Here is a 20,326-nt window from a genome sequence, read left to right on the forward strand (position 1 = left end):
GCCTCGCATTGCTCATGCGTTCTTTGCGGGCCGTTCACATCATGAAGTTTCATGAACGACTGCTCCCGGTCAAAGATCCACAAATCGCATTTCTGGGAGCACGTTCGTGGCAGCCCTCGCGCGTTGGTGTGTCCGACGACGTCTCGTCGTCGTGGTCCTGTGGCTCCTCGCCCTCGGCGGGGTGACCGCGGGGGCCGCCGTCGCCGGCTCCGCCTACTCGAACGACTACAAGGTCCCCGGCACCGAGTCCGGCCGCGCCACGCAGCTGCTGAAGGACGGCTTCCCGGGCCTCGGCGGCGACAGCGACACCGTCGTCTGGCACACCACCTCCGGCACGGTCCGCGCCGCCGACGTGGAACAGACCATGACTCGCGCCCTGGACAAGATCGCGGCCCTGCCCGGTGTGGCCGCGGTGTCCGGTCCGTACGACGATCAGGGCGCCGGCCGGATCAGCGAGGACGGACATACGGCGTACGCCACGGTCACCTTCGACGCCCCGGCCCAGGACATCGACGCCTCCGAGGCGCGGGCCGTGGTCGGGGCCGCGAAGGACGCCGAGAGCGACGGGCTCCGGGTGGAGCTGGGCGGCAGCGCCATAGGGCTCACCGAGTCGTTCGGCGGTCACCTCGCCGAGGTGGTCGGCGTGGCGGTCGCGGCGGTGGTGCTGTTCCTCGCCTTCGGCTCGCTCGCCGCCTCGCTGCTGCCCATCGCCACCGCGCTGGTCGGCGTCGGCACCGCGTACGCCGGGATCGTGCTGCTCGGGCACGCCATGACCGTCGCCGACTTCGCGCCCATGCTCGGCATGCTGATCGGGCTCGGCGTCGGCATCGACTACGCGCTGTTCATCGTCACCCGACACCGGCGGGGACTCAAACGCGGGCTGTCCGTGACGGAGGCGGTCACCAACGCCGTGGCCACCACCGGACGCGCGGTCGTCTTCGCGGGTGCCACCGTTTGCATCGCCCTGCTGGGGATGCTCATCCTCCGGCTCGGCTTCCTCAACGGCGTCTCCATCGCGGCCTCACTGACCGTCGTCCTGACGGTCGCGGCCTCCGTGACCCTGCTGCCCGCCCTGCTGTCCCTCATCGGCATGCGCGCCCTCAGCCGGCGCGAGCGCAGGCGGCTGGCGGAACACGGGCCCGAACCCGAGCTGCCGACCGGGCTCGCCGCCCGCTGGTCGGCGTTCGTCGAGCGCCACCCCAAGCTGCTCGGCGCGATCGCCCTGGTCGTCATCACGGTCCTAGCCCTGCCCACCCTTGGGCTCCGCCTGGGCACCTCCGACCAGGGCAACGACCCCGAATCGTCGACCACGCGCCAGGCCTACGACCTCCTCACGGACGGCTTCGGGCCGGGTGTCAACGGTCCGCTCACCCTCGTCACCCACGTCGACGGAGCCGAGGACAAGCTGGCCCTCGACAACCTCGACGCCACCCTCCGCACCACCGAGGGCGTCGCGTCGGTGACACCGGTGACGTACAACTCCGGCGGTGACACGGCGTACGTCATGATCGTCCCGGAGTCGGCGCCGCAGTCCCAGAAGACAAGCGACCTCGTCGACCGGCTGCGTACCGAGGTGCTGCCGCGCGCCGAGACAGGCACCTCGCTCGACGTGCAGGTCGGCGGGGTGACGGCCGGCTACGACGACTTCGCCGACGTGATCGTCGGCAAGCTGCCCGTGTTCGTCGGCGTAGTCATCGGCCTGGGCTGCCTGCTGCTCATGCTCGCCTTCCGGTCCATCGGCATCCCGCTGAAGGCCGCCGTGATGAACGTCGCCGCCGTCGCCGGCGCCTTCGGCGTCGTCGTCGCGATCTTCCAGTGGGGATGGGGCAGCGAACTGCTCGGCCTGGGCCGCGCCGGGCCCATCGAGCCCTTCCTCCCCGTGATCATGGTGTCCGTCCTCTTCGGGCTCTCCATGGACTACCAGGTCTTCCTGGTCAGCCGGATGTACGAGGAGTGGCTGGAGACCGGCGACAACCGGCGGGCCGTCCGTGTCGGCCTCGCCGAGACCAGCCGGGTGATCAACTCCGCGGCGGTCATCATGATCTCCATCTTCCTCGCCTTCGTGCTCAGCGGCGACCGCGTGATCGCCATGTTCGGCATAGCGCTCGCCGCCGCCGTCGCCCTCGATGCCTTCGTTCTCCGTACGCTGCTCGTGCCGGCCCTCATGCACCTGCTCGGCAGCGCCAACTGGTGGCTGCCGCGCTGGCTGGACCGCCGTATGCCACGCATCAGCATCGAGGCGCCCGAGAGCCGAGCCGCGCATGAGAGGCTGGCCGCCGCGACGGACGCCGAGGTGGCGGACGTCCTGGCGAAGGGGCGGGAAGAACAGGATGTACGGGATATCCCTGGGTGACGACGGCGCCGAACTGCGGCCCCTGGAGCCGTGGCACGCCGAGGAGTTCCTCGCACACCTGGACCGGGGCCGGGAGTTCATCAACCGGTTCGTCCCTTTCGGTGAGAAGGCCACGGACCTGGCGTCCGCCCGTGACATGCTCCAGCGGTACGCCGACCTGCGCGCCGCCGACAACGCCTCCCTGCACGGCCTGTGGCTGGACGGGAAGCTGGTGGGCGGGGTGCTCTTCCTGAACTTCGACGCGGAGAACGCCAACTGCGAGGTCGGCTGCTGGCTGGAACCGGCCGGTACGGGACGTGGCCTGGTCACCCGGGCGATGCGGGTGCTGCTCGACTTCGCGATCGAGCAGCGCGGCATCCACCGGGTCGAGTGGATCGCGGCCGTGGACAACCGGTCGAGCCTGAACGTGGCCCGGCGCCTGGGGATGAGCAGAGAAGGCGTGCGGCGGGAGTGCTATCCCCATCACGGGGTACGGCTCGACCTCGAGGTGTGGTCCATCCTCGCCCCCGAGTGGCGCGCGACACGCGCGCGTGCGGCTCACAACGATCATTAAGCAACCTCTCAGACAGGATCCGTACGGTGCGGAACATGGGAACCAAGACAGCTGACGAGACCGGCGCCGAGACGGGCGCCGAGGCCACGACCGACGAGGAGAAGGTGAACGCCGGCACGATCGGCGAGGTGACGGAAACCGAGGCCCAGGACGCCCAGGACGCCGAGGACACGGGGGCCGAGGCCGTCGAAGTCATCACCAAGGGCGAGGAGGCGGACGCCTCCGGCGTCGGTCAGGGCGCGGGCGCCGTCGTCTCCGCCGCGCTGGGCCTCGTTTCTCTCACCGGCGGCTGGATCGGTACCGTCGCCGCCGCCCGCGAGACCCTCGTCGGCCAGCTGGAGACCTCGTCCTCCGCGAACGTCGCCACGCAGATCAAGGAGGTCTACGGCGACGCCTGGCAGACCACCGCGCTGTGGAGCGGCCTGTTCGCGCTGCTCGCACTGGTCGTCGGCGTCGTCGTCCTGGCCCGTCCCGCGTTCGGGACGCCCGGCACGCCGCAGGCCGCATGGATCAAGTCGGTCGCCTGGGGCGGTGTCGCGCTCGGCGTCATCGGCCTGCTCCTGGCCGTCCTGAAGTACACCGACGCCCTGCTGGGACTGCCCTCCGCGAGCTGAAGCACCGCACGTCCTGAGGGGTCTTAGGGCATCCGTAAGCACCTTACGGAGCTCCTGAGGCCCCTCACGTACATCTAAGGCCCCAGCGGCCTGCGAAGATGCGGAACTCTCCCGATGCGGTGGACCCGCCTTGGAGACGAAGGTTGAGACATCGCAGAAAGCGAAGTCCGAAACCGACCTCTCTCAAGGACACACCATGTACGAGTACGAGATCTCGCAGTTCCGCTCCGCCGAGCTGATCCGCCGCGCCGAGCACGAGCGGCTGGCCCGCGAGGCCGTCCGCGCCCGCCGCGCCGCCCGCCGCGAAGCAACCCGACACGCCGCCGAGGGTGAGGTGCATACCGGCCGCCACCGTCGGTACCGGTTCCCGCGGGCGGCGTGAGCGCCGGGGCCGGGGAGGGCAGCCGTACGGCCTTGCCCGCCCCCGCGGTGACGGCCCTCCCCGGGAAAACGGGTGCCGCACTGTCGGACCCGCGTGCGATGCTCGGGTCCGTGGAGACCAGGTCCGTCAGTCCCGTGTTCGTCGGCCGCGCCGACGAGTTGGACACGCTGAACGCCGCGCTCGCCCGCGCCTGCGCGGGCGAGCCGCAGGCGTTACTGCTCGCGGGTGAGGCCGGGGTCGGCAAGACCCGCCTCGTCGAGGAGTTCGCCACCGCCGCCTGCCGCCGAGGGGCCGTCGTCGCGCTCGGCGGCTGTGTCGAGATCGGCGCCGACGGACTGCCCTTCGCCCCCTTCTCCACCGCGCTGCGCGCCCTGCGCCGCGAACTGCCCGAGGAACTCGCGGCCGCCGCCGCCGGCCAGGAGGAGGAGCTGGCCCGGCTGCTGCCCGAGCTGGGTGAGGCGGGCGCGGGCCGGCACGACGAGGAGGGCATGGCCCGCCTCTTCGAACTCACCGCACGTCTGCTGGAGCGGGTCGCCGCCGACCGCACGGTCGTCGTCGCCCTGGAGGACCTGCACTGGGCCGACGCCTCCACCCGCCACCTCCTCGCCTACCTCTTCCGCACCCTGCGCACCGGCCGCCTCGTCGTCCTCGCCACCTACCGCTCCGACGACATCCACCGCCGCCACCCGCTGCGCCCCCTGCTCGCCGAACTCGACCGACTGCGCACCGTCCGCCGCCTCGAACTGAGCCGCTTCAACCGCGCCGAGGTCGGCCGCCAGATCGCCGGAATCCTCGCCGCCGAGCCCGACTCCGCCCAGGTCGACGAGATCTTCGAACGCTCCGACGGCAACGCCTTCTTCGTCGAGGAACTCGCCGTCGCCGCCCACGAAGGGTGCTGCGCCGGCCTCACCGACTCCCTGCGCGACCTCCTCCTGGTCCGAGTCGAGGGGCTGCCGGAGAGCGCCCAGCGGGTCGCCCGGATCGTCGCCGAGGGCGGCTCCACCGTCGAGTACCGGCTGCTGGCCGCCGTCGCCGGGCTCGCCGAGGACGACCTCATCGAGGCGCTGCGGGCCGCCGTGAACGCCAACATCCTCCTCGCCGCGCCCGGCGGCGACGGCTACCGCTTCCGCCACTCCCTGGTCCGCGAGGCCGTCGGCGACGACCTGCTGCCCGGCGAGCGCTCCCGCCTGAGCCGCCGCTTCGCCGAAGCGCTGGAGGCCGATCCCACGCTCGTCCCCGCCGACGAGCGCGTCATGCGCCTGGCCAGCTACTGGTACCACGCCCACGACGCCGCCAAGGCCCTGCCCGCCGTCCTGGACGCCTCCGTCACCGCCCGCCGCCGGCACGCCTACGCCGAACAACTGCGGCTCCTGGAACGGGCGATGGAGCTGTGGGACTCCGCCCCCGAGGACATCCGGGCCGAGCTGCGCCCCGTCGACTACACCGAGGTCTACCCTCCCTGCGGCTGCGACCCGGCGACCACGCCCCTGCGCTACCTCGACCTGATGGCCGAGGCCGCCGTCGCCGGACGGCTCTGCGGGGAGCGCGAACGCGCCCTGAAGATCACCAAGCGGGCGCTGCGGCTGCTGGAGGACGAGGGAGACTCGCTGCGCGCCGCCTGGTTCTGGGTCCAGAGGTCCCGGCTGGTGCAGGCGCAGGCCCGGGGCGACGGCTGGCAGGAACTGGGCACCGCGCAGGACCTCGTACGCGGCCTGCCTCCGTCCGAGGTGCACGCCGAGGTGCTCTCCACCGTGGCCAACTGGGCGATGCTGCACGAACCCGGCCCTGACGCCCTCTCCGCGGCCGAACGCGCGGTGGAGTACGCGCGCATGGTCGGCGCCCGCGAGATCGAACTGAACGCGCGGCTCACCCGCGGCTGCCTCATGGTCGACGCGGGCGACGTCGAGGGCGGACTGGCCGAGCTGTACGAGGTCAAGGAGCGGGCCGTCGCGGAGGGCATGACCTACGTGGCCGGCCGCGCCCATGTGAACCTGCCCTCGGAACTCGAGGCCGTCGGCCGCTCACGGGAGGCGGTGCCCATCCTCGAGGCCGGCATCGCCTACGCCCGGAAGTACGGCCAGCTGGACTCCGAGGCCTGGGTGTGGAGCAACCTCTCCGACTCGCTGTACTCACTGGGCCGTTGGGACGACGCCGCCGAGGCCGCGGCGAACGCGCTGCGGGCAGGACACAGCGCCAAGCCCCGGGGCGCCGGCGCGCTGCGCCTGGCCAACCTCGCCCTCGTCCGGGGTGACGTGGCCGGGGCCGCTGCCCACCTGGCCGCCGCCCGGGCGCACTACGGCACCCACGACCCCATGCCGCAGCAGGCGCTGCCCCTCGCCCGGATCGTGATCGGCGTGGCCGCGGGGGAGGGCCGCCTGCTCGACGCCCGCGCCGAACTGGAGCGGGTCCTCGACGCCGGCTTCCCGCCCGGCACCCAGCGCTACGGCTGGTCGGTCCTGCTGGCCGCCGCGCTCGCCGAGGCCGACGCACGCGACCTGCCTACGGCCGAGGAAGGCCGGGCTGTCGTACTCGACCGCATCCTCACGGCCGTCAAGAACCTCACCACGGGCGCGCCCGTCTGGCTCGCCGTCGAGAAGTGGGTCCGCGCCGAGGTCCGCCGTGCCGAGGGCCAGGACACCCCCGAGCTGTGGTCGGAGGTGGTCACCGCCATCGAACCCCTGGACCAGCCCTACGACCTCGCCCGCGTCCGGTACCGGCTGGCCGAGGCCCTGCTGGCGGGCGGGGGCGAGCCCGAGCGTGACCGTGCCACGGAACTGCTCCGCCTCGTCCACGCCGTCGCCGAGCACCTCGGCGCACGTCTCCTCGCCGAGAACGTCGCGCGGCTCGCCCAGCGCGCCCGCCTCACCCTGACCGGCAGTCGGCCCTCCACCCCGGACGACCCGGCCCGGACCCTCGGCCTCACCGGCCGGGAACGCGACGTCCTCCGCCTGGTCTCCGCCGGCCGCACCAACCGCCAGATAGCCGAGGAACTCTTCATCTCCCCGAAGACCGCCAGCGTCCACGTCTCCAACATCCTGGGCAAGCTGGGCGTCTCGGGGAGGGGAGAGGCGGCGGCGGTGGCCCATCGGCTGGGGTTGTTTCCGCCGGGGCGGGAAGAGCGGGTGGGCGCGGGATAATGGCGGCAGGCCACTTGGGAGGAGCCGTGTTGTACCAGATCGAGTTCACCGAGCGTGCTGCGGCGCAGCGTGACTCGCTCTCCGAGGACCGGCGCAAGCTGCTGGAGCGCGGTCTCCTGAAGCTGGCCGAGGACCCGTACACACCGGTGTCGCAGGCTGTCAGCGGCGAGGACATCCGAGTCGTCTCCGTGTCGCCCGGACTGACCGTCGACTACATGGTGCACCGGGCGTTCCTGATCCTCGTCTCCGTGGCGATTCTCGACCAGTCGCTCATAGACGACGAGTAACCACCTGCCGCCAAGCGGCCGGGGAAGGAAGAACCGTGTTCAACGCCTTCGAGGACCTGTTCGCCCCCGGCCGCAAGCACACCCGTGACGAGCAGAAGCGGCTTGAGCTGACCCGCGAGGACGTCGGGGACGGTGATCCCGGGCGCGGGCCGATAGATCTGGCGTCCGGGATCGTCGTCGTACGGCCGCCGAAGCCGGACGAAGAAGGCCCCGACGAGGAAGGCTCAGACGAGGTGGACTCCCCGCGGGAGTGAGGGGCGGCGCTAGCTGACCTGCACCTCCAGAATCCGGTCGTCCCCGTCCTGCGGGTCTCCCCGGCCGTCCGTGTTGCTGGTCACCAGCCACAGCTTGTCGCCGCCGGCCGGCGCCACCGTGCGCAGGCGGCCGTACTCGTCCTGGAGGAAGGCCTGCGGATCCGCCGAGGCCTCCGTGCCCTTCAGGGGGATGCGCCACAGACGCTCGCCCCTCAGGCCCGCCATCCAGATGGAACCCTCGGCATGGGCGATGCCGCTGGGGGACGCCTCGCCCGTGCTCCACTGGGCTATCGGGTTGTGGTACTCGGAGTTGCTCGACTTGCCCTCGGCCTCCGGCCACCCGTAGTTGTCGCCCGGCTTGATCGCGTTCAGCTCGTCCCAGGTGTCCTGGCCGAACTCCGCGGCGAACAGGCGCTGTTTGCCGTCCCAGGCCAGGCCCTGCACATTGCGGTGGCCGTAGGTGTAGACGGGGGAGTCCGGGAACGGGTTGCCCGGAGCCGGTTCGCCCTCCGGGGTCAGGCGCAGGATCTTGCCGCCCAGGGAGCTCCTGTCCTGGGACAGGCCCTTCTCGCCGCTCTCGCCCGTGCCGGCGTACAGCATCTTGTCCGGGCCGAAGGCGATCCGGCCGCCGTTGTGGATGAAGCCCTTGGGGATGCCCCTGAAGATCGTGTCGGGCGCGCCCAGCTGCTCGCCGGACGGCTTCTGCTCGTCGTACAGCATGCGGACGATGCGGTTGTCCGAGGCCGAGGTGAAGTACGCGTAGACCATGTGGTCCGAGGCGTAGTCGGGCGACAGCGCGAGGCCCATCAGACCGCCCTCGCCGGCCGGTGACACCCCCGGCACCTCGCCCAGCTCGGTCTTCTCGCCCGACTGCCCGTCGACCCGCGTGATCGTCGCCTCGTCGCGGGAGGAGACGAGCAGGTCGCCGTCCGGGAGCGGGGCGAGGCCCCAGGGAGTGCTCAGGTCCTCGGCGACCGTGCGGACCACCTTCACCGAGCCCTTGGCGGGGGCTGCTGCCTCGCCGCCCTGCCCGGCGGGCGACGACGCCCCGGAGGCCGTACGACTCGGCGCGGCGCTGCCACCGCCGTCCGACGACCCCCCTTCTCCTCCGCCGTCGGAGGAGCACCCGGCCGTCAGCAGGAGCGCGGCCGCGGCCAACACGGCCGACATAGCTCGATGTCGCACGATCATGGTCCCTTCGACGGGCGGTCTCGCGGCACGTTCTACTTGTCATACACCGCTCGCACCTCACAGGTTCCCGATCACCGCAATCCGATGCGAGCCGGCGCCGCCGGTCATGTCGGGGATTCCGCGCCGGCGTGGCCGGTCATTGCCGGGGTTCCGTCGCGAGCGCGTGGCCGGTCATGTCCGGGGTTCTGTGCCGGCGTGGCCGGTCACTTCTGGGGTTCGGCGGGGAGTGCGCTGCCGGTCATGTCGGGGATTCGGCGTCGGCGTGGCCGGTCACTCCCGGATCCGGCCACGCTACGACCGGGGACCGTCACTCCCACGACCCCTGCGCCCCCGGCAACCCCGCCACCTCCGCCAGATCCTGTGCCGTCAGGCGCAGAGTCGCCGCTCGGGCGTTCTCCGTCACCCAGCGTTCCTGCTTGGTCCCGGGCACCGGGACGACGTGGCGGCCCTGCGCCAGCACCCACGCCAGGGCCACCTGCGCTGGGGTGACGTTCTCGCCGTGGCGGTGGGCTATGCGGCGCAGGCCGGCCACTATCGGCTGGTTCGCGGCCATCATCTCGGCGGTGAAGCGGGGGTGGCGGGCGCGTACGTCGTCCGGTTCGAAGCCCTCGCCGGGGGTGAGGGTGCCGGTCAGGAAGCCGTTGCCGAGCGGCATCGCCGCCAGGAAGCCGATGTCGCGCGCCTCGCACCAGGGCAGCAGCGACTCCCGTGCCTCCGGCGACCACACCGACAGCTCCGCCTGAACGGCGTTCACCGGGAACACCTGCTGCACCCGCTGCAACTGCCGGATCGTCGCGTCGTGCAGCCGCGCCCCGGACCGGCGGCCGCCCCGCGCGCCCATCGCGCACAGCCCCAACGCCCGTACCTTTCCGGCCCGGACGAGATCCGCCATCGCGCCCCAGGTCTCCTCGACCGGAACTTCCGGGTCCGCCCGGTGGAGCTGGTAGAGGTCGATCACATCGGTCTGCAGGCGCCGCAGCGAGGCGTCGCAGGCGCGCTTCACGTAGCCCGGCCGACCGTTGGCCACGATGTGCTGCTCGCCCACCAGCAGGCCGACCTTGGTCGACACGAAGGCGTCCTGGCGGCGTTCCTTCAGTACCCGCCCCAGTAGCAGCTCGTTGGTGAAGGGGCCGTACATGTCGGCCGTGTCCAGGAGCGTCGAGCCCAGGTCCAGCGCCCGGTGCACGGCCCTGAGCGACTCGTCGCCACGCTGCCGTGATCCGCTGTACGCCCAGCTCATCGGCATGCACCCGAGTCCGACGGCTCCCACCGCGAGCGCCGCCGCGCCGATCGTCCTGCGCTCCACCTGCTCGTGACCCTCCCTCTCCAGGCCTCCCAACCTAACCTCTGCGGTGCCGCGTCCCTGACATAGCCTCCTGACCATGACAGCTGACGTGTGGCTCCCCATCCCGCCGGACGAGATCGAAGGGCTCCCCGAGGGGCCGAACTACCGCTTCTGGGACGGCGCCGAGGACTTCCCCGCGGACCCGGCCGACTGCGCGTACTACGTCGTCCCCTACATGAAGCCCGTCGAGGTCGGACTGCGGCCCGTGCCCCGGATGAGCTCCGTGCAGGTCGTGCAGACCCTGTCGGCCGGCGTCGACAACGTGATGCCGGGGCTGAAATTCCTGCCTCCCGGCGTGCGGTTGTGCAACGCGCGCGGGGTGCACGAGGCGAGCACCGCCGAGCTCACGCTCACTCTCATCCTCGCCTCGCTGCGCGGCGTACCGGACTTCGTGCGCGCCCAGGACCGGGGGGAGTGGCGCGGCGGGTTCCGGCCCGCGCTGGCCGACAAGAGCGTCCTCATCGTGGGGTACGGGTCGATCGGGTCAGCGATCGAGGACCGGCTCGTTCCGTTCGAGGTCGCGCGGGTGGCGCGCGTCGCGCGCTCCGCGCGCACCACGGCGCGCGGACCGGTGCACCCACTCACCGAACTGCCCTCCCTGCTGCCGGAGGCGGACGTCGTCGTCCTCGTCACGCCCCTCAGCGAGACCACCCGCCACCTGGCGAACGCCGACTTCCTCGCCCTTATGAAGGACGGCGCGCTGCTGGTCAACGTGGGTCGCGGGCCCGTCGTCGACGCCAAGGCCCTGCTCGCGGAACTGGAGACCGGCCGCATCACCGCCGCCCTCGACGTCACCGACCCCGAGCCGCTGCCCCCGGGGCACCCCCTGTGGCGAGCGCCGGGCGTGCTCGTCAGCCCGCACGTGGGAGGGCCCACGTCCGCGTTCCTGCCGCGCGCCAAGCGACTGCTGGTGGACCAGTTGAACCGTTTCGTGAACCGGGAGCCACTGCGGAACGTGATCCTTACGACGGGCATGACAGATCTGGCACCGGACGGGGCAACAGACGTGTAATCCGTTTCGAGTACCGTCCGCGTTCCTGCGGACGCGGTGGGTACTCATATATCTGTTGATCGTCACGGAGAGTAGAGAACCTATGTCCCTGAGTGACGAGACTGGTGTATCGTCCCGACAGGGGCTGCGCCGCGACCGTTCGGCGCCGGGGATGGACATTTCAGACTGTGAGGGGGGCGACGGGCGATGCACGGCCTATGGACGAACGATCCGACGCGGCGGCAGGGCCGCCGACGGCGACCCTGGCACTCGGCCGCGCTCAGACGCGGTGACGACGCCGGCCAAAGCAGCCACCACGGCTGTCACGGCGCCCCTCAGAGCCATGACCACCACTACAGCCATCACCACCTCAACAGCCATCACCACCGCAGGCAAAGCAGCCGCAGGAGGCATGCGCACCCAGCCCACCGGGACCCATGGGACCCGGGGGCGGCGCGGACCGGGAGGGACCGGTGAGTTCGCCCCCTTCTTCCACGACCACCCTCGACGGAGCGCTGCGGGCACAGCCTTCGCCGGGGGCGCCGCTGATCCGCCCGTCGGCCTCCGGCAGCGGATCGAGCATGGTCCCCCAACTCGTACTGGCCCTGGTGTGCGCGGGATACGCCGTCGGTTCCGCGCTCGGCTGGGGCTCGCAGCAAGTCGCGCTGATCATGGGCGACTTCGGGCTGAGCGCCGCGGCCGGCGCCGCCGCCGTGTCCTGCTTCCTCTACGCGCGCAACCGCCGTGTCCGCTTTCGACCCGCCTGGCTGCTGTTCGGCCTCTCCTCGGCGATGGCGTCCCTCGGCAACCTGGTCTGGGGGTGGTACGAGGTCGTCCTCGGACGCCCCGTCCCCAGCCCCAGCTACGCCGACCTGTTCTTCCTGTGCTTCGCGCCGCCCGCGATCGTGGGACTGCTGGTGCTGGCCAAGCGCCCCGTGACGAAGGCGGGCTGGGTCTGCCTCGGCCTGGACGCCTGGCTGATCGGCGGCTCGCTGCTCACGCTGTCCTGGAGCCTCGCCCTCGCCCAGGCGGCGAAGTCCGAGGGATCGAGCGTGTCGCACACCGCGCTGTCGCTCGCCTACCCGCTGCTCGACATCGCCCTGGTCAGCATGGTTCTCGCCCTGCACTTCAGGCGCTCGGCGGTCAACCGTACGGCGGTGAACACCGCGATCGGCGCGCTCGCCCTGACCGTGATGTGCGACGCCCTGTTCACCTCGCCGCTGTTCCACCACACCTACCGCTCCGGCCAGCTGCTCGACGCGGGCTGGTTCGCCGGCTCGCTGCTGCTCGCCTACGCCCCCTGGGCCGCCCCGCGGCCCGGGCAGGCGCACGCGGACCGGCACAGCAGGGACCGGCACCCCAGGGACCGGCACGGCAGCGAGGGGCACACGCGCGTGGTGCACGAGCACCTGCCAGGACAGCGCACCGGCTCGCACCACCACCCGTCCGCGCAGCCCGCGCAGGGAGGTGATCACAGCCGGTATCCGGCCGCCCGGCCCATCGCCGGCTCCCTCGCCGCCCTCACGCCCTATCTCGCCGCCGCCGTCTGCACTCTGGGGATCCTCTACAACGTCCTCAGCGGCCGCAGCGTCGACCGCGTGGTGCTCCTCACCGGCGGCACGGTGGTGCTCGCCCTCGTGGTGCGCCAGGGCATCATGCTGCTCGACAACATCACCCTCACCCAGGAACTGGCGCAGAAGGAGAACCACTTCCGCTCCCTGGTGCAGGGTTCCAGCGACGTCATCATGATCGCCGCGCCCAACGGCATCCTCCGGTACGTCTCCCCGGCCGCCGCCGGGGTGTACGGACGCCCCGCGGAGGACCTCGTGGGCACGGAACTGGCCGGTCTCATCCACCCGGAGGACCTGGGCTGCGTGGTGCACGAGGTGCGCCGCTTCCTCGCCGCCAGCCCGCTCGACGAACCCACCACGCGCATCGAGTGCCGCTTCCGGTCCGGCGACGGCGGCTGGCTGAACGTGGAGTCCACCGTCAACCGTCACCACGGCGGCCTCATCTTCAACAGCCGTGACGTGACCGAAAGAGTGCGCCTGCAGGCGCAGCTCCAGCACAACGCCGAGCACGACCCGCTGACCGACCTGCCCAACCGTGCCCTGTTCACCAAGCGCGTCCAGCAGGCCCTGTCCGGACGCCGCTCCTCCGACCGGGGTACGGCCGTCCTCTTCATCGACCTCGACGGCTTCAAGGCCGTCAACGACACGATCGGGCACCAGGCCGGGGACGAGCTGCTCGTCCAAGCCGCCCGCAGGCTCCAGGACGCGGTCCGGCACGGGGACACCGCCTCCCGGCTGGGCGGCGACGAGTTCGCGGCCCTGATCGTCGGAGACGGCACCCGTGACCGCACCGCCCGCGAACGCCACATCCTGGAGCTCGCCGACCGCCTCAGGACGACGCTCTCGCAGCCGTATCTCATCGACGGCAACGATGTCCGGGTCAACGCCTCCATCGGCGTCGCCTTCGCCGAGCCCGGCCTGGGCGCGGGCGAGATCCTGCGCAACGCCGACCTCGCCATGTACCGCGCCAAGGCGGGCGGCAAGGGACGCGTCGAGCTGTACGCCCCCCAGATGCAGCAGGACGTCGTACGGAAGGCGGAGCTGGCCACGCGCCTGCGTGCCGCGCTGCACGACGGCGAGTTCACCCTGCTGCACCAGCCGGTGGTGTGTCTGGAGGACGGCCGGATCGCGTCGGTCACCGCCCAGGCACGCTGGCGGTCCTCGCAAGGGGTTCTGTTCACGCCCGCCGAGTTCCTGCGCGTGGCCGAGGACAGCGACAAGACCGCCGAGCTGGGCCGCTGGATCCTGGAGGAGGCCGTGGAACAGGCCGCGGAGCGCGCGGCGACCGGGCTGTCCGTACCCGTGGCCGTCCGGATGAGCGCTCGCCGGCTGCTGGACCGCTCGATGCCGCTCGGCTCCATCGAGGCCCTGCTGACCCGGCACGGCCTGCCGTCCGGAGCGCTGGTGATCGAGCTGTCCGACACCGACCCAAGGGTCTCCCTGGACGAACTGGAGCGTCGGCTGAGCGCGCTGCGCAGACTCGGCGTCCGGATCGCCCTCGACGGCTTCGGCAGCGGATACGCGGCGATCACGGCCCTGCGCAGGCTCCCCGTCGACGTCCTCAAGCTGGACCGTGGTCTGGTCGAGGGTGTCGTCGAGTCCGCGCGGCTACACAAGATCACCAGTGGGCTGCTGCGTATCGCCGCCGATCTCGGGCTGCAGTCCGTGGCCGACGGCGTGGACCTGCCGGAGCAGGTCGTGGCGCTGCGCGCGATGGGCTGCACGCACGGGCAGGGCATGGCGTTCTCCGCGCCACTGGACGAGTACCGGCTGCGTCGGGCGCTGAATTCCGGCCACTATCCGGTGCCGCACGGACCGGCCGAGCCCGCGTTCGCGGGCGGCGTGAGAGAGCCGAAGGGGCGTGTCGGTGTCGAGGGTGCGGGGGTGTACACCAGTGGAGTGACCGCTGTTCTCGAAGGTGGCAGTGCCCTCCGCTCACATAATGAGACTCCCGTCCCACCCACTTGACACGTGGTGTGTGCCGGGGAGAGGGTCTGTGCCATGCGCACCCGAATTCTCGTACTTGGAAAGCGCGTCGGCTGACGCTGGTGACCTCCGGACGGACCCGGAACTCCCAGCGACCCCACCCGGCGCGCTCCCCTCGCTTGCCTTATGGCACGAGGGGTTTTTTGTTGCACAGGCACCTGCCGTACAACAGTCGTACACCGCACAAACTTCGCGAAACCTCTCTGCAGAACCCACAGCACCGAGAAGAGAATGCCGATGACCGAGCAGGCCACCGGGGCCCATCACCCGCAGCCGCGGCCCCGATCCGGAGGACATCAGTCCGCCCCCGAGCACGTCACGGGTGCGCAGTCCCTCATCCGCTCTCTCGAGGAGGTCGGCGCCGAGACGGTATTCGGCATTCCCGGTGGCGCGATCCTCCCGGCGTACGACCCGCTGATGGACTCCACCAAGGTGCGCCACGTCCTGGTCCGGCACGAGCAGGGCGCCGGCCACGCGGCGACCGGATACGCGCAGGCCACCGGCAAGGTCGGCGTCTGCATGGCCACCTCGGGCCCGGGCGCCACCAACCTGGTCACGCCGATCGCCGACGCCCACATGGACTCCGTGCCGCTGGTCGCGATCACCGGCCAGGTCGCCTCCAAGGCGATCGGCACGGACGCCTTCCAGGAGGCGGACATCGTCGGCATCACCATGCCGATCACCAAGCACAACTTCCTGGTGACCAAGGCCGAGGACATCCCCCGGGTGATCGCGCAGGCGTTCCACATCGCCTCCACCGGCCGCCCCGGCCCGGTCCTGGTCGACATCGCCAAGGACGCCCTCCAGGCGCAGACGACCTTCTCCTGGCCGCCCACCATGGACCTGCCCGGCTACCGGCCCGTCACCAAGCCGCACGCCAAGCAGATCCGTGAGGCGGCCAAGCTGATCACCGCCGCCAAGCGGCCCGTCCTGTACGTCGGCGGCGGCGTCCTGAAGGCCCAGGCCACCGCCGAGCTGAAGGTCCTCGCGGAACTCACCCAGGCGCCCGTCACCACCACCCTGATGGCGCTGGGCGCATTCCCCGACAGCCACCCGCTGCACGTGGGAATGCCGGGCATGCACGGTTCGGTCACCGCCGTCACCGCGCTGCAGAAGGCCGACCTGATCGTCGCCCTCGGAGCCCGCTTCGACGACCGCGTCACCGGCAAGCTGGACAGCTTCGCCCCGTACGCCAAGATCGTCCACGCCGACATCGACCCGGCCGAGATCGGCAAGAACCGCGCCGCCGACGTGCCGATCGTGGGCGACGCCCGCGAGGTCATCGCGGACCTGGTCCAGGCCGTCCAGAAGGAGCACAGCGAGGGTCACCTGGGCGACTACAGCGCCTGGTGGAAGGACCTCAACCGCTGGCGCGAGACGTACCCGCTGGGCTACGACCAGCCCGACAACGGCTCGCTGTCCCCGCAGCAGGTCATCGAGCGCATCGGTCAGCTCGCCCCCGACGGCACGATCTTCGCCGCGGGCGTGGGCCAGCACCAGATGTGGGCCGCCCACTACATCCAGTACGACAAGCCCGCGACCTGGCTGAACTCGGGCGGCGCCGGAACCATGGGCTACGCGGTCCCGGCCGCGATGGGCGCCAAGGCGGGCGCTCCCGCGCAGACCGTCTGGGCGATCGACGGCGACGGCTGCTTCCAGATGACCAATCAGGAACTGACCACCTGCGCCCTGAACAACATCCCGATCAAGGTCGCCATCATCAACAACGGCGCCCTCGGGATGGTCCGCCAGTGGCAGACTCTCTTCTACAACCAGCGGTACTCCAACACGGTGCTGCACAGTGGCCCCGAGGCGGACGGGAAGCAGCCCAGCTCCGGCACCCGCGTCCCCGACTTCGTGAAGCTGTCGGAGGCCATGGGCTGCTACGCGATCCGCTGCGAGGACCCGGCCGACCTCGACAAGGTCATCGAAGAGGCGAACTCGATCAACGACCGCCCGGTCGTCGTCGACTTCATCGTCCACGAGGACGCGATGGTGTGGCCGATGGTCGCCGCCGGCACCTCCAACGACGAGATCATGGCCGCCCGGGACGTCCGCCCCGACTTCGGCGACAACGAAGACGACTGAGCGAGAGAGACCAAGAGACATGTCCAAGCACACGCTCTCCGTCCTGGTGGAGAACAAGCCCGGCATCCTCGCCCGGATCGCCGCCCTGTTCTCCCGCCGCGGCTTCAACATCGACTCGCTCGCCGTCGGCGTCACCGAGCACCCCGACATCTCCCGCATCACCATCGTGGTGGGAGTGGAGGACCTGCCGCTGGAGCAGGTGACCAAGCAGCTCAACAAGCTGGTCAACGTGCTGAAGATCGTCGAGCTGGAACCCGGTTCGGCCGTTCAGCGCGAACTCGTTCTGGTGAAGGTGCGCGCCGACAACGAGACGCGCTCCCAGATCGTCGAGATCGTCCAGTTGTTCCGCGCCAAGACCGTCGACGTCTCCCCGGAGGCCGTCACCATCGAGGCCACCGGCAGCAGCGACAAGCTGTCGGCCATGCTCAAGATGCTGGAGCCGTACGGCATCAAGGAGCTGGTCCAGTCCGGCACGATCGCGATCGGGCGCGGAGCGCGTTCGATCACGGACCGGTCGCTGCGCGCGCTGGACCGGTCGGCTTAAGGCTCCGAACGGGCGGTCGGCAGCGGCCGGCCGCCCGAATTACGAGACCCCGAGACTTCCCTTCCGCCCGCCGTCATACGGTGGGACGCAACACCTGCACACAAGGAGAGAACCCAAAGTGGCCGAGCTGTTCTACGACGCCGACGCCGACCTGTCCATCATCCAGGGCCGCAAGGTCGCGGTCATCGGTTACGGCAGCCAGGGCCACGCCCACGCGCTGTCGCTCCGTGACTCGGGTGTCGACGTGCGCGTCGGTCTGCACGAGGGCTCCAAGTCCAAGGCGAAGGCCGAGGAGCAGGGCCTGCGCGTGGTGACGCCGTCGGAGGCCGCCGCCGAGGCCGACGTCATCATGATCCTGGTCCCGGACCCGATCCAGGCCCAGGTCTACGAGGAGCACATCGCCCCGAACCTGAAGGACGGCGACGCGCTGTTCTTCGGCCACGGCCTGAACATCCGCTTCGGATTCATCAAGCCCCCGGCCGGCGTCGACGTCTGCATGGTCGCCCCCAAGGGCCCGGGCCACCTGGTCCGCCGCCAGTACGAGGAGGGCCGCGGCGTTCCGTGTATCGCGGCTGTCGAGCAGGACGCGACCGGCAACGCCTTCGCGCTGGCGCTGTCGTACGCCAAGGGCATCGGTGGCACCCGCGCCGGCGTCATCAAGACGACCTTCACCGAGGAGACCGAGACCGACCTGTTCGGTGAGCAGGCCGTCCTCTGCGGTGGTACGGCCGCGCTGGTCAAGGCGGGCTTCGAGACGCTGACCGAGGCGGGCTACCAGCCGGAGATCGCCTACTTCGAGTGCCTGCACGAGCTGAAGCTGATCGTCGACCTCATGTACGAGGGCGGCCTGGAGAAGATGCGCTGGTCGATCTCCGAGACCGCCGAGTGGGGCGACTACGTCACCGGCCCGCGGATCATCACCGACGCCACCAAGGCCGAGATGAAGAAGATCCTCGCCGAGATCCAGGACGGCTCGTTCGCCCAGGCCTGGATGGACGAGTACCACGGCGGCCTGAAGAAGTACAACGAGTACAAGACGCAGGACTCCGAGCACCTGCTGGAGACCACCGGCAAGGAGCTGCGCAAGCTGATGAGCTGGGTCAACGACGAAGAAGCGTGACGTCGAGGTCCGGCTGTGACGCCTGATGAATCCGGTGCCACAGCCGGGCCTCTTCTCGTCCGGGTGATCCTTCCGCAGAGGCGTAAGACGACCCACGCCACGCCACTAGACTGCCGTAATACATACGCGTCAGGCCCACAGCGTCGTGCGTCTTCCACGCGGCCAAGCGACACCGAGGAAGTGCAGGCGCACTCCCGCCCTTCCCCGGCGCCGCTCCCCTCCACCGCCTGCGGCCGTCGGGACGGCCGTCCGCATTGGACATGTGAGGACTAACGTGAGCTCGAAACCAGTCGTACTCATCGCTGAAGAGCTGTCGCCCGCCACCGTCGACGCGCTGGGGCCGGACTTCGAGATCCGGCACTGCAACGGAGCCGACCGGGCCGAACTGCTCCCCGCTATCGCCGACGTCGACGCGATCCTGATCCGCTCGGCCACCAAGGTCGACGCCGAGGCCATCGCCGCCGCCCGCAAGCTGAAGGTCGTCGCACGAGCCGGCGTCGGCCTGGACAACGTCGACGTCTCCGCCGCCACCAAGGCCGGCGTCATGGTCGTCAACGCCCCCACCTCGAACATCGTGACCGCCGCCGAGCTGGCCTGCGGTCTCCTCCTGGCCACCGCGCGCAACATCCCGCAGGCCAACGCCGCCCTGAAGAACGGCGAGTGGAAGCGGAGCAAGTACACGGGCGTCGAGCTCGCCGAGAAGACCCTCGGTGTCGTGGGTCTGGGGCGGATCGGCGCCCTCGTCGCACAGCGCATGTCCGCCTTCGGCATGAAGGTCGTCGCCTACGACCCGTACGTGCAGCCCGCGCGGGCCGCGCAGATGGGCGTGAAGGTGCTGTCGCTGGACGAGCTGCTCGAGGTCTCCGACTTCATCACCGTCCACCTGCCCAAGACCCCCGAAACCCTCGGCCTGATCGGCGACGAGGCGCTGCGCAAGGTCAAGCCGAGCGTGCGGATCGTCAACGCCGCGCGTGGCGGGATCGTCGACGAGGAGGCGCTGTACTCGGCGCTGAAGGAGGGCCGGGTCGCCGGTGCCGGCCTCGACGTGTACGCGAAGGAGCCGTGCACGGACTCGCCGCTGTTCGAGTTCGACCAGGTCGTCAGCACTCCGCACCTCGGTGCCTCGACCGACGAGGCCCAGGAGAAGGCCGGTATCGCCGTCGCCAAGTCGGTGCGCCTGGCGCTCGCCGGTGAGCTGGTCCCGGACGCCGTGAACGTCCAGGGCGGTGTCATCGCCGAGGACGTCAAGCCGGGTCTGCCGCTCGCCGAGCGTCTCGGCCGGATCTTCACCGCGCTCGCCGGTGAGGTCGCCGTCCGCCTCGACGTCGAGGTGTACGGCGAGATCACCCAGCACGATGTGAAGGTGCTGGAGCTCAGCGCCCTCAAGGGTGTCTTCGAGGACGTCGTCGACGAGACGGTGTCTTACGTCAACGCCCCGCTGTTCGCGCAGGAGCGCGGCGTCGAGGTGCGGCTGACCACCAGCTCGGAGTCCGCCGACCACCGCAACGTCGTCACCGTGCGCGGCACGCTCGGCAGCGGCGAGGAGGTGTCGGTCTCCGGCACGCTGGCCGGCCCGAAGCACCTCCAGAAGATCGTCGCGGTAGGCGAGTACGACGTCGACCTCGCTCTCGCCGACCACATGGTCGTCCTGCGGTACGAGGACCGTCCCGGTGTCGTCGGCACCGTGGGCCGTATCTTCGGCGAGGCCGGCATCAACATCGCCGGCATGCAGGTGTCGCGGGCGATCGCCGGTGGCGAGGCGCTGGCGGTCCTGACCGTCGATGACACCGTGCCCGCCGGGGTGCTGACCGAGGTCGCCGAGGAGATCGGCGCGACGTCGGCTCGCGCGGTGAACCTGGTCTGACGCTCCACGGCAAAAGCCGGGTGGGACACAGCCCACCCGGCTTTTG

15 protein-coding genes are annotated in these 20,326 nt (G+C 70.7%); 13 read left to right on the top strand and 2 right to left on the bottom strand.

The window, feature by feature from the left end; genetic code table 11:
• Positions 1–106: 106 nt before the first annotated feature.
• The 7 genes from CLM62_RS24855 (at position 107) to CLM62_RS24885 (ending at position 7,580) form a co-directional block, all read left to right on the top strand.
• Positions 107–2,353, top strand: coding sequence for an MMPL family transporter (locus tag CLM62_RS24855; RefSeq protein ID WP_095752119.1), 2,247 nt, complete (start codon positions 107–109; stop codon positions 2,351–2,353).
• Positions 2,331–2,906 (top strand): GNAT family N-acetyltransferase, encoded by a 576-nt coding sequence (locus CLM62_RS24860; protein ID WP_095752120.1) that lies wholly within the window; start codon positions 2,331–2,333, stop codon positions 2,904–2,906. Before CLM62_RS24855 ends, CLM62_RS24860 begins: the two co-directional genes overlap by 23 nt.
• Positions 2,907–2,941: 35 nt before the next feature.
• Positions 2,942–3,520: a hypothetical protein gene (locus CLM62_RS24865; RefSeq protein WP_095752142.1), complete on the top strand. Its 579-nt coding sequence runs from the start codon at positions 2,942–2,944 to the stop codon at positions 3,518–3,520.
• 196 nt (positions 3,521–3,716) lie between these two features.
• Positions 3,717–3,902 carry a hypothetical protein gene (locus CLM62_RS24870; protein WP_095752121.1) on the top strand — a complete coding sequence of 62 codons (186 nt, stop codon included), beginning with the start codon at positions 3,717–3,719 and terminating at the stop codon, positions 3,900–3,902.
• 98 nt (positions 3,903–4,000) lie between these two features.
• Positions 4,001–7,039 carry a helix-turn-helix transcriptional regulator gene (locus tag CLM62_RS24875; protein WP_179382218.1) on the top strand — a complete coding sequence of 1,013 codons (3,039 nt, stop codon included), beginning with the start codon at positions 4,001–4,003 and terminating at the stop codon, positions 7,037–7,039.
• A 26-nt stretch (positions 7,040–7,065) separates the two neighbouring features.
• Positions 7,066–7,326, top strand: a complete 261-nt coding sequence (locus CLM62_RS24880; protein ID WP_257004073.1) for a hypothetical protein — start codon at positions 7,066–7,068, stop codon at positions 7,324–7,326.
• Positions 7,327–7,361: 35 nt separating this feature from the next.
• Positions 7,362–7,580, top strand: a complete 219-nt coding sequence (locus CLM62_RS24885; protein ID WP_095752124.1) for a DUF6191 domain-containing protein — start codon at positions 7,362–7,364, stop codon at positions 7,578–7,580.
• 9 nt (positions 7,581–7,589) lie between these two features.
• On the opposite strand, the gene CLM62_RS24890 is transcribed toward CLM62_RS24885, so the two are convergent.
• Both CLM62_RS24890 and CLM62_RS24895 read right to left on the bottom strand, forming a co-directional pair.
• Positions 7,590–8,771, bottom strand: coding sequence for a sorbosone dehydrogenase family protein (locus tag CLM62_RS24890; protein ID WP_095752125.1), 1,182 nt, complete (start codon positions 8,769–8,771; stop codon positions 7,590–7,592).
• Between the two features lie 307 nt (positions 8,772–9,078).
• On the bottom strand, positions 9,079–10,077 hold the full coding sequence (locus tag CLM62_RS24895; protein ID WP_095752143.1) for an aldo/keto reductase: 999 nt from the start codon (positions 10,075–10,077) through the stop codon (positions 9,079–9,081).
• 76 nt (positions 10,078–10,153) lie between these two features.
• Between CLM62_RS24895 and CLM62_RS24900 the strand changes: the two genes are divergently transcribed.
• The 6 genes from CLM62_RS24900 to serA all read left to right on the top strand — a co-directional run bounded on the left by CLM62_RS24900 (position 10,154) and on the right by serA (position 20,280).
• Positions 10,154–11,128 carry a 2-hydroxyacid dehydrogenase gene (locus tag CLM62_RS24900; protein ID WP_095752126.1) on the top strand — a complete coding sequence of 325 codons (975 nt, stop codon included), beginning with the start codon at positions 10,154–10,156 and terminating at the stop codon, positions 11,126–11,128.
• 452 nt (positions 11,129–11,580) lie between these two features.
• Positions 11,581–14,646: a bifunctional diguanylate cyclase/phosphodiesterase gene (locus CLM62_RS24910; protein WP_095752144.1), complete on the top strand. Its 3,066-nt coding sequence runs from the start codon at positions 11,581–11,583 to the stop codon at positions 14,644–14,646.
• 249 nt (positions 14,647–14,895) lie between these two features.
• Positions 14,896–16,752: an acetolactate synthase large subunit gene (locus CLM62_RS24920; RefSeq protein ID WP_095752128.1), complete on the top strand. Its 1,857-nt coding sequence runs from the start codon at positions 14,896–14,898 to the stop codon at positions 16,750–16,752.
• Positions 16,753–16,771: 19 nt separating this feature from the next.
• Positions 16,772–17,296, top strand: a complete 525-nt coding sequence (gene ilvN / locus CLM62_RS24925; protein WP_095752129.1) for an acetolactate synthase small subunit — start codon at positions 16,772–16,774, stop codon at positions 17,294–17,296.
• Between the two features lie 118 nt (positions 17,297–17,414).
• On the top strand, positions 17,415–18,416 hold the full coding sequence (gene ilvC, locus CLM62_RS24930; protein ID WP_095752130.1) for a ketol-acid reductoisomerase: 1,002 nt from the start codon (positions 17,415–17,417) through the stop codon (positions 18,414–18,416).
• Between the two features lie 274 nt (positions 18,417–18,690).
• Complete coding sequence (gene serA / locus CLM62_RS24935; protein ID WP_095752131.1) at positions 18,691–20,280, top strand: phosphoglycerate dehydrogenase; 1,590 nt, start codon at positions 18,691–18,693, stop codon at positions 20,278–20,280.
• The last annotated feature ends 46 nt before the right edge of the window (positions 20,281–20,326 follow it).

Origin of the sequence: Streptomyces sp. SA15 (assembly GCF_002291145.1) — a bacterium.
Taxonomy (GTDB): domain Bacteria; phylum Actinomycetota; class Actinomycetes; order Streptomycetales; family Streptomycetaceae; genus Streptomyces.

Excerpts from the sequence above, each read along its gene's own strand:
- ilvN (WP_095752129.1), top strand. The coding sequence starts at position 16,772 with ATGTCCAAGCACACGCTCTCCGTCCTGGTGGAGAACAAGCCCGGCATC.
- CLM62_RS24920 (WP_095752128.1), top strand. The coding sequence starts at position 14,896 with ATGCCGATGACCGAGCAGGCCACCGGGGCCCATCACCCGCAGCCGCGG.
- CLM62_RS24875 (WP_179382218.1), top strand. The coding sequence starts at position 4,001 with ATGCTCGGGTCCGTGGAGACCAGGTCCGTCAGTCCCGTGTTCGTCGGC.
- CLM62_RS24870 (WP_095752121.1), top strand. The coding sequence starts at position 3,717 with ATGTACGAGTACGAGATCTCGCAGTTCCGCTCCGCCGAGCTGATCCGC.
- CLM62_RS24865 (WP_095752142.1), top strand. The coding sequence starts at position 2,942 with ATGGGAACCAAGACAGCTGACGAGACCGGCGCCGAGACGGGCGCCGAG.
- CLM62_RS24900 (WP_095752126.1), top strand. The coding sequence starts at position 10,154 with ATGACAGCTGACGTGTGGCTCCCCATCCCGCCGGACGAGATCGAAGGG.
- CLM62_RS24860 (WP_095752120.1), top strand. The coding sequence starts at position 2,331 with ATGTACGGGATATCCCTGGGTGACGACGGCGCCGAACTGCGGCCCCTG.
- CLM62_RS24890 (WP_095752125.1), bottom strand. The coding sequence starts at position 8,771 with ATGATCGTGCGACATCGAGCTATGTCGGCCGTGTTGGCCGCGGCCGCG.